9 protein-coding genes and 2 pseudogenes are annotated in these 15317 nt (G+C 41.3%); 6 read left to right on the plus strand and 5 right to left on the minus strand.

The genetic code is table 11. From position 1 onward, the window contains the following. Nucleotides 1-81 precede the first annotated feature (81 nt). On the plus strand, nucleotides 82-2067 hold the full coding sequence (locus KN1_RS01110; protein WP_221288912.1) for a 4Fe-4S binding protein: 1986 nt from the start codon (nucleotides 82-84) through the stop codon (nucleotides 2065-2067). A 150-nt stretch (nucleotides 2068-2217) separates the two neighbouring features. On the opposite strand, the gene KN1_RS01115 is transcribed toward KN1_RS01110, so the two are convergent. The 5 genes from KN1_RS01115 to KN1_RS01135 form a co-directional block, all read right to left on the minus strand. Then, complete coding sequence (locus KN1_RS01115; RefSeq protein WP_225905749.1) at nucleotides 2218-2904, minus strand: DUF72 domain-containing protein; 687 nt, start codon at nucleotides 2902-2904, stop codon at nucleotides 2218-2220. Between the two features lie 375 nt (nucleotides 2905-3279). Then, nucleotides 3280-4059 carry a hypothetical protein gene (locus KN1_RS01120; protein ID WP_221288914.1) on the minus strand — a complete coding sequence of 260 codons (780 nt, stop codon included), beginning with the start codon at nucleotides 4057-4059 and terminating at the stop codon, nucleotides 3280-3282. A 711-nt stretch (nucleotides 4060-4770) separates the two neighbouring features. After that, on the minus strand, nucleotides 4771-8265 hold the full coding sequence (locus tag KN1_RS01125; RefSeq protein WP_221288916.1) for a molybdopterin dinucleotide binding domain-containing protein: 3495 nt from the start codon (nucleotides 8263-8265) through the stop codon (nucleotides 4771-4773). Continuing rightward, complete coding sequence (locus KN1_RS01130; protein ID WP_221288918.1) at nucleotides 8265-8921, minus strand: arsenate reductase (azurin) small subunit; 657 nt, start codon at nucleotides 8919-8921, stop codon at nucleotides 8265-8267. The genes KN1_RS01125 and KN1_RS01130 overlap by 1 nt, the downstream gene beginning before the upstream one ends. 238 nt (nucleotides 8922-9159) lie before the next feature. Next, entirely contained in the window at nucleotides 9160-9816 is a 657-nt protein-coding gene (locus tag KN1_RS01135; protein ID WP_221288920.1) for a sulfocyanin-like copper-binding protein, read from the minus strand. A 274-nt stretch (nucleotides 9817-10090) separates the two neighbouring features. On the opposite strand from KN1_RS01135, the pseudogene KN1_RS01140 reads away from it, so the two are divergent. From KN1_RS01140 to soxA, 5 genes and pseudogenes are all read left to right on the plus strand, one after another. Beyond that, nucleotides 10091-10800: pseudogene (locus tag KN1_RS01140) on the plus strand (IS1/IS1595 family N-terminal zinc-binding domain-containing protein); the annotation flags it as partial. A gap of 257 nt (nucleotides 10801-11057) precedes the next feature. After that, nucleotides 11058-11216 carry a hypothetical protein gene (locus KN1_RS01145; RefSeq protein WP_221288922.1) on the plus strand — a complete coding sequence of 53 codons (159 nt, stop codon included), beginning with the start codon at nucleotides 11058-11060 and terminating at the stop codon, nucleotides 11214-11216. Between the two features lie 789 nt (nucleotides 11217-12005). Then, nucleotides 12006-12992, plus strand: a pseudogene (locus tag KN1_RS01150) (IS1 family transposase). Between the two features lie 569 nt (nucleotides 12993-13561). Beyond that, the gene (locus tag KN1_RS01155) at nucleotides 13562-14242 is read left to right on the plus strand and encodes a sulfocyanin-like copper-binding protein (RefSeq protein ID WP_221288925.1); all 681 of its coding nucleotides are present in this window, start codon (nucleotides 13562-13564) and stop codon (nucleotides 14240-14242) included. Nucleotides 14243-14765: 523 nt separating this feature from the next. Then, complete coding sequence (gene soxA, locus KN1_RS01160) at nucleotides 14766-15317, plus strand: proton pump complex quinol oxidase subunit SoxA (protein WP_221288926.1); 552 nt, start codon at nucleotides 14766-14768, stop codon at nucleotides 15315-15317.

Here is a 15317-nt window from a genome sequence, read left to right on the forward strand (position 1 = left end):
ATTTCACTTATCCTAAAGATCTTACATTTTATAATGATTTTTATAAATTGACTTTTTATACATAAAATCTAAAAACTCATTATGCAAGGGGGATTTGTAATTACAGTCCCACAGTTCGCTTCGCTAGTATATATAACCGGGATGATGGCGATAAACTTCTTTATCCTTTACACTGTCCTCAGGAAGGAATACGTTAATAAGAGGGCCGTATTCTTCCTCTCCTCGCTAATACTTTACATGGGAGTTGAGAGCCTAGCGTTTGGCTATATAGTCTTCTACCACGGTAAGCTCTTAATAGAGCCTGTCTTACTCCTCTTAGCTTCAGTCCCGTTATTGCTCTCAGCATCGGTCAAAAGCGAAGTAATAAGGGTTAGGGGAAATAACGTAACTTCTCTACTCTTATCCCTCTCAGTCGTGTTTGACGAGTTCAGCATGGGGTACCTTTACTCTTCAGCTTTCGGCCCGCGGGCGTTCAACCCAGTAATTGACGCCGTGAGTAACATAGCCTTCGGGATAATGATGGTGATTGACGGTATATTCTTCCTGTTGATTAGTAGGGTGAAGGACATATTTGAGGTCTCTTTCGCTACTTTTGCGATTTCTATGGCTTTCCTACCCTCAATATTTGTGCAGTTCTCTAAAGAGATAGAGCTGATAGCCTCACTATTGTCTACAGCAATAATGGTCGTTAATATCATTACGCTCTACCTGATAGTCGTTAGGAGAGTTAGCTTTAAAGGAGTACTCGTGAGCCTAAGTCTGGCGGCTTTCGACTTATTTATGATGTTAGGGTTGACGACTTTTGCGGTACTCAGTGACATGTGGGTAACCTCACTTTCAATACTCACTTCAATGGTCTGGTATTTTATCTTGGTCATCAGGGATATCCCGGCTAAAAAGGTAACTTACACGTTAAAGTACCCGTTCTTATTCCTTATACTGGTAAACCTGACGGAGCTAACTATGGGTTTCGGAGAAAGTGTACTGGGGTTTAATATAACCAACTCGTTGTTCGCAATGACGACCAGTCATATGCACTCCATGATGCCAACTTCAATGTCAGGAATGGGTAGTTCAGCTCCAATGATGCACATGATGAGGAGCCCGCTCAGTAACCCTTTCTGGTGGCTCTTCCCCATTAACCCCTTAGCTATGGGGCTCATGTTTTTACACGCCACTCCCGACCCGTTCTTTAACTTATTTATGACCTCTTTCATGCTAGTGATGTCTGCGACTATGAGCCCCTTCTATGTCATCATGATGGGGGCTGAGATGGCTTTCTTGGTCTATGAGAGGTTTAAGGTAGCGAGGACTTCACAAGTGAAAAAGTGGGCGTTAGTGATCCTAGTCGGGATCCCGCTCTTCGTAATAGCTATACCTTATTATACAAACTTTTACGTATTCGGTATGAGCGGGATGATATTCCCAGTCTCGTTATTGCCATTCGTCCTGTCGTTAGCCGCTGTAGCACTGGCGTCTACCTTGTTCGGTAGGAGGGCTTATTGTAACGCTGTATGTATGTCAGCCCATATGTGGACTAACGTATTCTATGACCAATTTAAGCCTAAAAAGTCTAGCAAGGTTTGGGATTACTTGAGGTGGTTCTTCCTTGTCCCTATGGTCGTGGCTTTCTCCCTATACGTCGCAATGGAAGTCCATATGTGGTCGCCCCCTAGGATAGGTATGACTACTCTTAACCCGCTGAACTTTTACGGTATGTTTGTGCTAAACTATATCTGGTGGTTCTTTTACTTCCTTACACCAGTATTCGGGGCTTACAGCTGTGCAAGGCAGGGTTGGTGCGGTTTCGGGACTTTTGCGGGAGTATTCAACAAAGTCCTGTTCAAGGTAAGGGCAAGAGACGTAAACACTTGCAGGTCCTGCCAAGCTAAGAGCTGTGAAAGCGCTTGCCCAGTGAAAATACCGATATCTACAGACATACTACAAAAAGGTTATACTAATAGGGTTTCTTGCGTGGGGTGTGGTGACTGTGTCGAAGCATGTCAATATGATAACCTAACTATTGAAGACCTTATGAGTAAATTTAGACATAGCGTGAAGACCTAGCTTTGTTTTATTACGAGATTTAGTTTTTTCTCATTTTTCCCCGTTTTTCTTCCCCCTCCTCACTTGTATAGTATTGATATTCAAGCCCGTAAACGCTGGGCATATGGCCATCAAGCGTTGCGTTTGCTCACACCGTAATGAAGGTAGACCTCAGGGGCTCTGGCTATTTAGGAGGATTTCCTTCATCAACTTTCCGTTTTCCAACATCCACAAGTCGTTGTTAAAAAACACAAAGATATCCCTCGCGTTTAGGGCTACCAATTTTTCGGCTACTTCTTTAAGCTCATTAGCCGAGTACTCATAAAAATACCAGTTATCCCTACCGTGCATCCTGAGGTATATTATACCATTAGAGTTAAAGTAGTAATTACCTATGGGGGAGTCAATTGAGACTACGACACACTTCACGTCCGGTATACCCTTAAACCACTCTACACTCCTAAACTCCACTGCAGCCCTATCCCCTAAAGTCTCGCAGACCTCATTAACTCTTTGGACGTTTTCGTTCGTCTTGTGGAAGTTGGGAGGTAACTGAAAAAGGTAAAACCGGGGGTTTAAAGGCTTGAAGAGCTCTACAAACTTTTCTACCTCACCTCTAACTCCTTTTAGCCTCTTCACGTGGGTGATCCTCCGGTTAACTTTTATAGCCCAAGTGACCTCGTAATTTCTCCACTTTTCTACTTGTTCGGGTGAAGGGACTCGGTAAAAGGACGCGTTTAGTTCAACAGCGTTAAACCCCGTATTTTTAATATACCAATCCAATGACTTCCCGGAGTTCCAAGGATAGAGCCACCCGGAAGTACCTATGTATATCAATTGTCTTCCCCCTACTATCACTTATTAATCTCCTAGGTATAAAGGACAACCTTTAATACACTGACCTTTATTCTGCAGTATGACTGCTCCACACATCAGCTTGAGTCAAATTTACGTTAGTGGAGTTGAACACAATGTCGTCACTAAACTATGAAGCCTCTATCTGCTTGAGGCAAGTAAACCCTACCCACACTTAGCCTTAAATGAGCTCACTTTCGTGCTCAGTTTATAGCTTAATAACGACATAATGACTAACCCCAACACCACTTCGACAACTTACACCCCATTATAGGGCAAAGTATCGAAAAACTAGGAGCAATAACGTAAGAATATAAAACGCGTAATAAAAAAAAAAACACGACCTGCCAGACTTCACAAAATATCAAGCTCACTTGTTTACTTCCCCTCTTTCCTCTCGACCATCCTCATCTGCTTGGGCGGTTTAGGGAATAAAGTCCTGAAATGGAGGGCTAGGGCTAACGTCGTAACGGGGGGTAAGAATATATACGCCAAGAATAAAGCGGTCTCTCCACTGGGTACAAAAAGGAGGACATTAGCTGCAGGGATAGCTGTAGCTAGTATTAAAGGTATCGAAACACAACAACTCCCCCCTGCGATCACACCCATTACAGGGGCGACCAAGATAGCCCTAACCTTTATGAACTTTGACATGTCTAGTACCCTCAGGATAGTAGCTGTTACTATCCCGCCTATTAAAAACCCCATGGATATCGAGTAGAAAGTCAGTTCTAAGAAGAAATTAGGGGGGAACCCTAGTGCCAGGCTAGGGTTAAAGAGCAAGTTAATTAGCGTGGCGTAAGGCCCACCGGGGTAATAGGGTGACACGTTAAAGGAGACAAAGGAGCTACTGATACTGAAAAGTTGGCCGTAAATTGCAGTTAAAAGCCTTTCCAAAGCTATGCTATATACCACGTAATGAAATGTCAGATAAATACCATATATTACGTAACCCTTACCCGTGATATTCCTTGTCAGGTAGTTAAAAACTCCCTTTAACGCGCTTTTAAAAAGTAAAGACAGTAGCGATGACCAGAACAAAAAGTTACCAAAAATTACATAAACAGAATAGCTGTCGGAAAACGGAGCGAGGTACACCAAAATAAGACCTATGACCATAAAAGGGACGTAATAAAAGGGCTTGACGGAACTACCCATAAGTGTAAATCGTCTTAAAAATAAATAAAGTTAATTTTATTCAGTATAAGAATAGCTATAAGGGTAGGGATAAAAATGGAACCCCAACACCGGTAGCTTATATTTGGTGAACACCAGATACTAATGGGGTCGAGAATAACATGTATTAAAAAATCGTGGAAACCTCGTATTATAATAAATAATAGTTTAGTTTAATAACTTATCTACTCTATTCTACTAATAGCTTAATTTGCATAGCCTATTACGTTTAACGGTCGAGGACCCAGTGCTCTAACGCAAAAGCATGTGATAGCTGTCGCCTAACAGGTGAAAACGCCTCAGACGTAAGGCTTTCACGTAAAACCTTACATGAATAATGGCTAACTTGTAGGCATGGCCAATTCCATCAAGTTAGCGTGCGGTCTAAGACACTTCATACCATAAGCCCTTATCCTAGAATTATAGGGTACTTGTGCTTAGTTTACTTTAGATAATTAGTTTGATATCTAACTATTCATATATATTTTGCTGAAAGATCATTAATAATTGGTTTATATACTAAAAAGCTATAACCGTCTTACCTTTATTTTTCAATCTCTATGATAAAATTTATGAAGCAAAGAGGATTTGCATAAAAGGCTATTGGGATAAAAATAAAGAAACTTATGATAATAAAAACAATATAAATAAAATTTAAGGGAAAGAGGAGAAAAAAGTTGACTTAGAAGGTTGTCACGAACTACTGGGTATGTTAAACTGGACTGGGGCAAATGTTATCTGCTGTTTAACCTCTGCGGGTAACGTCCCCACTTTGACTATATTAGCCCACGTCCACTTGACCATCTGGTTATCAGTCACTGGGTCTACGGTAGGTGTCGTTAACTGGTTAGCGCCCGGCGATGTCGGGTATGCCATCGCCACAAATACCGAGCCGGGGGCTACCGTATTCGATATCCACACTACACCGGTTAACGTACCCCAGTCATTATACAGCATTATTATGTCACCGTTTTCTAGACCTTCATTTGACGCGTCCTGCGCGTTCATGGCAATTATCGGGAAAGGTACCCTACTGTATATCTCCGGGACTTGATAGTCAGTCCACCCTGACTGGAAGATTATGTTCCACCTGCCGTTATTTACCCAGTACTTGTACTTATTCTGTTGCTGAACTGCATAACCGAATATCCCTACATACGGCATCGGGAACGGGTTCAACGTGTTGACTACGGCTGCCTTTAGCGTGTCATATGAATAGCCGAACATGGACTGGACTTGGTCGGGAGTGACGTATATTATATCCCTCGTTATTAACGGTAAGACCGTATTACCAACGGTTATCGCGTTATTACAGTCAATTGTGATCTCTTCTACCCTGAACTTACTGTGTAGGACAGGCTCGAAGTAGTTCACTAACCCGTATAGTGTAATAGTACCTCCTTGTGAACAGGCTTGCGCGACAGCTTCTCTGGTCATGGACGAGGGGCTACAAACGGCTCCGGTACACGAGGCACCTAAGATTGGTACCTGAACTCCTATTGTCCTTGCTAGCCATAGGTAGTAAAGCTGGGTCTGGGATGGCGTAAACACGAAAGGCGCGTGAGGTATGAAGAACCCGTATGGCCATACCGATGCTATTTTGCTACCGGCATTCGCTACATAGTTACTCCAGATATCGCTGTATATACCGAACCAGTTATAGTCGAAGTAGTTCTCCGAGTACTGGGGTATCAGCGTTAGTGGCGTGGAGTTCTGCTTCATGTTATTAGATAAGGAAGTCCATATGGGGTTGAACGCGTTATACAGCCTCTGTGCTTGAGGTGAGTTCTGTTTACCCTCACTCTGGTATAACTGGTATATCCTGTAAGCGATCATCGCATATACCCACACATCAGGCATCGCTATACCGGGCGGTGGCATAAACGGCTCTACTAGCCTCAACCTCCTATCGTGACCGTCCCACCTCAGTTCGTACGTCTCTCCGTGGTTGGCCGCGTGTGGTATCAAGACGTGAGCTGCCGTCTCAAATAACTGGTTCTGGTTTAGTATTATATCACTACCTACTACGAACAGTGCACCGGGAGTAGCGTTAGAACCGCTCAGGCACCCTATTACTGCTTCTGCATACGTGTCAGCGTCCGGGAAGTTGGGTATTGTAGCACTTACAGCACTCGTGTTATAGTACGGTGAACTGGAAATAATCGAACTCTCACTTTGCGAAGGCACTCCTAAGGACAATACGTTCTCTACACACTCTTGCAACAAGTGGGCCCTGTGGTTTATAGCTAAAGCCAACTTCCCTCCTGCCATTGTCAGCTTGTACGGGACTGCCGTGAACACCCACAGTACCTTACCGTAACCACTGTATATCAGGTAGTCTATTACCGGGTTATACTGGTATATCTGCGGTACTAGAGATTTGGTATACTGGTTGTAGAAGTTGGTTATGAAGTTCGCTACGTTTTGGGCGTTAACGGTCATCCCTTGAGCTTTCAGTTGCTGGGGGACATAACTGCTCATTTGTATCCATAACATCCTGCCCTTGTTTAACGGCAAATTCAAGTCCTGATACCATGGTGGTGGTGGAGGTAACGGGAATGCTCCTCCTCTCTGGTGACCGAAACCTGTTGATATACCGGTACCGGGTCTACCTGACGTGGCACCTACTATTACAGCTAGGTCACCTAAAGCATATATTGGTGTGTAGTTACCTGACCATATTACCCCTTTCTCGAATTCGATCAGGACTCTCTTATAGTAAGCAGTACCGTTACTCCCCATCTTGGGTTTGGCTAACATATCGCCCATTAATTGGATAATGTTAACAGGTACCCCGGTCTCTGAGGAGACTTGTTGTAGTAAGTTACTCAGGCCTCCAGCCTGACTTATCAAGTTCTGCAAATACTCTGTGTACAAGTTATAGTTGTCTGTTACGAAGTTAAAGCCGTTCGTCGTAGCTGAAGAGCCTTGGTATATCTGTTGCACGAAGTAGTTTACAGTGTCCGGGTATGTCTGATAGATATAAGCCGCTACACCGTTGATCAGCAGAGTATCAGTACCGGGGTTGACCAGCACCACTAAGACTTGTGGTTCTCCGTTACTGTCGACGTTACAAGTACCGCTCATAGCTTGCTCTAAAGTACACCCTACTGCTGCTGCTGTAGCGTGTGCAGTCTCTGATGGCCTAGCCTCAACTACAATCGCTTTCCCAGGCGGAGTAGGTTCACCGGGCTCAAACCAAGTTGCCTTCCTCTTTTGTGTAACGCCTCTTAAGTTATCGAAGATGTGTTGAATTAGATTTACTGTGGAAGTAACGTATTCATTAATCCCGTACATCACCATTACATCGGTTATACTTATATCTAACATGCTAGCCGTATCGGTACCATTACCTCCTGTCAACTCCAATAATGCGTCCTCTGTCAACGAGAACGCTACCTGGTAGTGGAACCTCACAAACGGGGTCGCAACGCCCATGTGTAGTAATAGTCCGGGCATCAGGTTACTTACTATTCCACCTCCTTGTCCGCCGCCGTGGTCAGCCCTTATCGCCATCACTTGCAGTGACCCTGGTCCCACTGGGTCGGGGTAGGGGAAAGTCTCGTTGTCCATGTAGTACTTCAAGACTTTAGCTAATACCTCTATAATATAGCTCCACCCTACGGGCTGTAGCTGTCCGCTCCACCTCACTAACGGTTCTTTTATCCTGGTCTGGTACTGCCTGAACCCTGCTGCGTTATCATGGAATGGGCTCCATATCCTCTTAGCGTTCCTCCCTCCTCTGGTAGAATAATTTCCTTGGTTTACAGGACATTCAGAGCTAGGTATCTCAAGTATATAGACAGGCTTCCATGTACCCGTAGTCTCGTCATATGTGACTGTCTTACTTACCATCCCTTCTCCTATCCACGGGATAGCGGTAGGTGGATTTGCCGATAACGGATATAAAGGCTTTGTATAGTCAGCATAATGTCCTTGTAAGTTATAGTCGTATACTTTATCAATGTAGTTATACACTATTGCGTTTTGCCCTGCAGCAGGCCCTCCTTCTTCTCCAACAGGGAATACGAATACGTCATATCCACACCCTACATTGCAGAACCTACATGTCAAGTGGTACCTCTGAGCGGTCACTGGGGGTAGCGGCACTTTAGTGTTGGGTGCCCCGTAAACTGAGGGACCTGTTGCGGGGGTCACACTACTGGTTGAAGTAGAAGTGGAGGACATCAGCTCTCACCCATAGGGGAAGATGATGCTTGTGCAGCTGTGTTATATGTACCATAGACTAGCCTGTTAAACCCTACTGCATAAATGTCCCCAGTAGACTCGTCATATTCCAATATCAGTTGAGGTAAGAACTGGTTAGGGTGACCTACTACTTGCATACCTCCCGCCGTAGCGTCGTACTGTGAGAAGTGCTGTGGACATAACATACACCTTGTATTAGGATCGTATTCTAAAATATAACCCATGTGTGCACAATATGCGCTGTAGCCTACCACATCTCCGTTAGGTCCTACACCCCCTACTGATGGGACCCCGGTCCTGACTATATATACCGTATATCCCATGTAATTCGTAGTTATCGGTGTACCAACTTGTAGTTGACTATAATTAGCTACTTTTTGCCTTACATATGCTACTGGAACTGAGACAGGAGGTGCTGTAGTAGAAGTAGTAGAAGTTACTGTTTGAGTGACTGTAGTAGTGGATGTTCCTATCTCCTCTTTTACAATCGAAGAAGTAATCGGTTTCTCTTCCACTGTAGTCCTAGGGAAAGCGTTTCCGCCTATCACTATTCCAGCCGCTATTCCGGCTATAGCGGCCGCACCACCTATTATGACTGCACGCCTATTGGAGTCTACACCCTTATCCTTGCTCATTTATATATTCACCCAAGCTATTATAATGTTAAATATAAATGATTAAAAAACTTAATTAGCTAAATAATATATATGCTTAGACATACATATTTATTAAAAAATTTTATTTATTTAAATCAGATAATGCATATTTACTAAATATTGTATTAAGCTTAATAATGATAAAAAAGATTTTAAAAAATCTATTATAAAAAACAAAATAACATTTTTATAGTTTATAAATGACCATTAAAGGTCTTTAGCTTGTCATTATTATGTATGGTGTTGTTACTGATGTTGATGCTATTATTGTCCCCCACATCCCTGCTGCTGCGTGTCCCGGTACTCCGCAGGCGAACCAATATATCCCAGCGGGTAGTGTTACGGACGTTGATGCTGTGGAACCGGTCGATATCCCTGTTTCATAGTTTGTAGGTGTACCCCCTGCTACAGCTAGGATCTTACCGTCATTACCTATATTGTCAGTAGGTGTGGCAGTAGTGTTCTGCAATATCACTACGTCGTGGTTTAGCGGGGCATAATTAGTATAGATCACGATTAGGGTCCAGCCAGCAGGGATATAAACGTGTATAGTGTCATAATCAGTACCGTTATAATTTATCGGGTCACCGGAGCTCGAGGAGTCCAAGTAGAGGAAGACAGTCTTATTAGACGGGTTATAAGGCATCTTTATAGCACCGGGCGGAAGAGTAGAAGTTGTAGTAGAAGTCGTCGTGGTAGTAGTAGTTGTAGTAGAAGTCGTGGTAGTAGTAGAAGTTGTCGATACACTCACGGGTGGAGGGTGATAAGCATGAACCGGATAATACGTGATACTATAATTATATATTAGGAATCCTGCCATAAAAATTGTTCCCGCAAATATTAACACTAGAATAGCCTTTCCTATGGCTGTCATTTTTCATCAAAAATTTAGTTTTAAAAAAAGAGTATTTATTTTTAACTAAACTCTACAATAATGAATCATTTCTTTTTTAAAATTTATAAAATAAAGCAATAATTAACTATTAGTATGATATTTCTTCAATATTATTTCTATGTTATATTATTTCTTTTTATATCTCTTTTCTTTAGGTATTAACCCCGAGTATAGAGATAGTGTCGTCATTAAGCTATTTATATTTGTATAAAACGAGTATTACTTATGGGTAGGAACGGTAATTAGGTAAGGTTTAGCGTGTCCCTCTTGTGGTAGTCACCACGTCGTTAAGTGCGGTAAGCCTCTGGGTAGGCAGAGGTTTTTGTGTAGGGATTGCGGTAAGTACTTCCTTACAAATGCAGTTTATCACCACCACTCCAAGGAGGCACTACACGCTTCGCCTCTAACAAACTTGGGTTTATAACCGTGGGAGTTTGAGGGAGGAGACTTTAAGGACGTATGCTAATGGCATGAGGGCTATTTCTAGGGTGCTTAACGTTCCTTTGGGTACTGTTCTCACTCGGGTAAAGCGTTATGGTGTGCAGGAGTAGGAGGAGGCCGTGGACTTGTGGGATAAGGCTCAGTCAAGGGTAAAGTCGTTACTTTTGACGAGATGTTGACGTACTTGTACAGAAACGCTGGGGCTTTCCTACAAGTCACTTGTCACGTGTACACGAGTCTCGGGTTTTTACCTAGTTTACTCTGTGGGTGATAGGGGTGAGAATACTTTCGTGAGGTCAAGGACTACTTGCCAGACGACGGTAGGTTAGTGATGATATGGCGTTTACTTTCGGTTAAAAAACCACACGGTGGTAGTCTTACCGGTTAACCCCCAACGGGTCACTGAGGGATAGGCTTGTCAAGAGGGGGAAGAAGGCTGTTAACAGGAGTATAAATATGGTGGAGTATTTCATAGTGCTGGCCTCATGGGAGAGAAGGCTAATCCCAGAATTTGTAGCTTAATGACGACAATATCTCCACTCTCATCTGCAGTATAGAGTCGCTTTTTGCCGCTAAGACATGATGTTCTCTAACCTACACCGTCACTCCGTAGCGAGATTCCTTTTACTAAATAATTTATTACTTATTAGTAGCACAAGGGCTAGATAATAATTGCCATTAAATTAGTATGTAACTAAGTTTATTTTTTTAGCTTTCTCTACAGTATATAGCTAAAATTAAATCAAAAACTTTTAAAACTATATATTATTAAAAAAGTTATGATGGCCATGTTATTCCCATTTGCTGTGGCGACATATGCCCCACCAAGTAGCATAGGTTTTGAGGACGTGTTTGGTTTTGGATTAGCAGCATTAGCATTCGCTTTCGGTGTAATATTTTTACTGTTAGTCAAAAAGAAGATAGTAAATATATTCTAAATTTTTTAATATTATAAAGACTGAGTATAATACTACAAGTGGTTAGGCTGTAATTAATTCCTAGACGCCATTTAGAGTCAAATAAATAACATGTTACCCTAGAGCTAAGTTTCCTAACAAGTAAAATATTGAGTAAAATAATGGCTTACATTAGAATAACTAAATTTCTACTTTTTCTGAAATTAAAAGGTGTTAATACATTGAACGAATATATGTAATCTAACAGATGAAGTAGAAATCATACTTATTTATTTATATTAAATAAAATAAAAATAGATTGAATAAATCAATTAGATTAATTTTTGAATATGTAGTTACCGTTATCAAAGAAATCACTTCACTTATTAGAAATTTTGTAATTAATTATGGCGGTTGAACTTAGACCTCGAATTGGCTTCTATGAACAACCAGCTCTTTTTTGTGGTTTCTATTCGCCTTAATCAAGTGAGCCCCTAACTATTATTCTTCGGTCAATGTGTAGAAGGATAGAATATAACCCTTTTACGATAATGAAAGCCTCAGCGTATAAGAGTATAGACTCTTACCTTGAAGGAAGACATAACTAAGTATAAATGCAGGTTAAGCAATATAAAATGGCGTGATATCAAAAGGAGAGTACATAAAAGTGCGTGATAAGGAGGGAGTGTTGAGAGTGTTCTCAAACAGTCACCAAATTCGAAAAGTATTTGTAAAAATATTAGAGTATTTATAAAAAATCTTTTTTATAGTGCGATTAACTGAAAAGAGCTAGAAGTGTAAAGGAAAACATTACTTCAGAGAAAAACTCATGTGCAAGGGTCACGAGGTTTATGTGGGGTCACTAGATGGACCTCGTAACCCTTGCACAACTAATACTTTTAACCCTAAGGGATTTAAATTTTAAGCCGAGAAAACACGAGCCGGAAGACCTTGCATACGCAATAGCAGCATACTTACTAGGAGTACAAGTCACCAAGTTAGGGACACCACCATCAACACTATACTACTACACTAAAAAACTCGGGGTAAAGAGGAGGAGAGAAGAAAGACCACCGTGCCCCTCGTGCAAGTCAAACAGAGTAGTAAAGAACGGCTCATCTAGAGGAAAAACAAAATACAAGTGCAAAACTTGCGGGAAGACGTCCTACCAAGCGACCAACCACAAGATGAGCAAGGAACAAAAGGAGAGGGTATTGAAAGAGTACACGAATAGGATGAGCATGAGGGGGATAGCGAGAGTCGAAGGGAAACCGTTAACGACAATATACAGCTTTATAAGGAGGAAAGGGGTAGAAGCGTATGCTTACCTACTACTCTTGCAAGAACGATTAGAGGGTTTCACGGCAAAAGCTACAGTGCTCGACGAGAGTTGGACTTACGTGTGGGTCAGACATGGGCGAAAGGGGGTGGACTTGTGGATATGGAACGCGTTAGCAGATGGTGTGCCCTTCTTTATCACGGGTGATAGGGGTTATAGGACTTTTAGCTCCCTCCAGAACTCCCTACCCGAGAGTAGGGTGTACTACACTGATGGTTACTCGGTTTACCAAGTACTCGACAACCACGTTGTGGGTAAGGAGTATACTTACACTGTGGAGAGTTATCATTACTTACTGTAGGGCCCACTTGGCTAGGTTGGCAAGGGACACGAGGGCTGTTAACAGGGACGTGGGGATAGTTGAGTATAGTCTAGCCTTGTTGAATGTCATGTACCCGGTAGTTTACTCGAGGGAGAAGACTCCGTTGAACGAGGCTTACTTGAAGGGGATACACTATATTAGAAATAAACTGATATAATATTACAAACACTTCTCGAATTTCATGGCTGTTTGAGAACACCCCCGATAAGGACGCTATGATTTAGAAAATTAAGAATAGTCTCACATGAATCATTTATTCATACACTGAATTATGTTAATTCAGTAGAGGGTATTATAATTTATAAACGACTCATTTAAGCCCTTATTGTTGGCAATTCATGTTTATTTTGTGATTTTCATTTGTCTAAGTATAGATATACTATATAACTGTTAAAAATATTAAAACCAATGTTAAATCACGATAATTAATGCACGATACCACATAAAGGCGTAAAGCGACGGGTTTATAATTTAGTTTATACAGAATAATTATGATTATTCATATGCTAAATTACACTAATTTCGTAAAGAATATTGCAATTCATAAAGGAACCGTGAAAACCCCCTATTAGTTCATTAAAAAATTATAATAGAACAAATATTAAATAGTTTTATACAAAAATAAGGTTTTATATCTATCTTAACTTTTTTAAAATGTTCCTTCTTGAATCGATTTTTTAGGAAAAAATTTAATTAGCCAGAGTGAACAGTAAATTTTGAAACATCATGGCTTCAAGCACTCCCATTGTTGTGGCTATAGTGATAGCAATAATACTAGTAGGAGTGGCAGTATACTATGTAGCTACTAGGCCAAGTATAACATCCACTACGACACTTCCGCCAACTTCAACTGTAATTACAGAAACTACGAGCTATACTGTGACGACAACTTCTACTACTACCACGACTTCTACTACAACTACTACTACCACGACGACTTCTACTACAACTTCTACTCTTCCGCCCGGTGCTATAAAGATGCCTTATAACCCGTCTAATAAGACTGTCTTCCTCTACTTGGACTCCTCGAGCTCCGGTGACCCGATAAATTATAACGGTACTGATTATGACACTATACACGTTTATATCCCTGCTGGCTGGACCCTAATCGTGATCTATACTAATTATGCCCCGCTAAACCACGACGTAGTGATATTGCAGAACACTACTGCCACACCTACTGACAATATAGGTAATGACGGTAAGATCCTAGCTGTAGCAGGGGGTACACCTACAAACTATGAAACAGGGATATCGACCGGTTCCACAGCATCAACGTCCGTAACACTACCCGCTGGGATATATTGGTTCGCCTGCGGAGTACCGGGACACGCAGCAGCAGGGATGTGGGGGACAATAATAGCATCAACATCAGTAACAACACCATACATAATAATGACAAGCTAAAAGTTGAATAAAAGCAAATATCTTTTTCTTTATAATTTTTGTAATTTTAGTTTTTAAAAAATTAACTATATTTCTACCACTCATACAAAATCAATTTGTAGACCATTGGGTACTCTTCAAAATCTCTATTCATCTCAGCAAAATAGTGTTTTATCGGATATTTGTACGCTAAGTAATATTAAAGGGAACAGTGAGTAAGATGGGCGATAAGGAGGTCATAACTTTAATCAAACAGAATACTTGATATATTGGGTTATGGGTCGTTCATGTCTCTATCACGAATTAAAATATCCCCTTGTGGAATTAGTATAATTCTACAATGGTTCTCTCTCACCAAATAACCCGATATAATGATTATTGGTTTAGTTCTTCTCCTAATACCTAAAATTTAGTAATTAAAATATTTGCTTTTAGTTCAATCAGGATTTAAAAACTATTTATGCTTTAATAATTAATGACAATTAAAAATAAATACTAAGAAAAGCTTTTAAACTATTATTTGGATTAAAACTTTTGATCTAAATTGTCCAGTGAGCATAGGGATTGGGAAAAGATATGGTTTTTCATCATGTTAGCCCTTGTAATCGCTTTTACAGGCTATACTTATGCGACTATAGCTAACGGGACTTCAGCGACTTACCGATACGGTTTACCGCTGGGAAGCGGGTTGCCTAAACCCTTACCAAACGGGACCCTAGTAGTGTATATGCTCGCTGTGCAGTGGGCTTTCATACCGCAAAATGCCACAGAGATAATCTATGTCAACGGACATGAAATGAATATAAGCATGCCCCAAGTAATAGGCTATACTCAAGGATACAACCCAGGTCTTTCGGTACCGTATATCAAAGTCAACCCCGGTCAGCCAATAGTAATAGTACTATACAGTAATAACGTAGTCCACGGCTTTTACATAAGGTTACCTCACGGTACACAAAACTGGAACATAGTACCGGGTGTAAACAGTTACGCCTTTTTCTATGCACCTACCGTACCCGGAAACTATACGTTCCATTGTTCCGAATATTGTGGAGTAGGTCATCCCTTAATGTATGGTTATATATGGGTGATGTGA

The sequence above is a fragment of the Stygiolobus caldivivus genome, from assembly GCF_019704315.1.
Lineage (GTDB): Archaea > Thermoproteota > Thermoprotei_A > Sulfolobales > Sulfolobaceae > Stygiolobus > Stygiolobus caldivivus.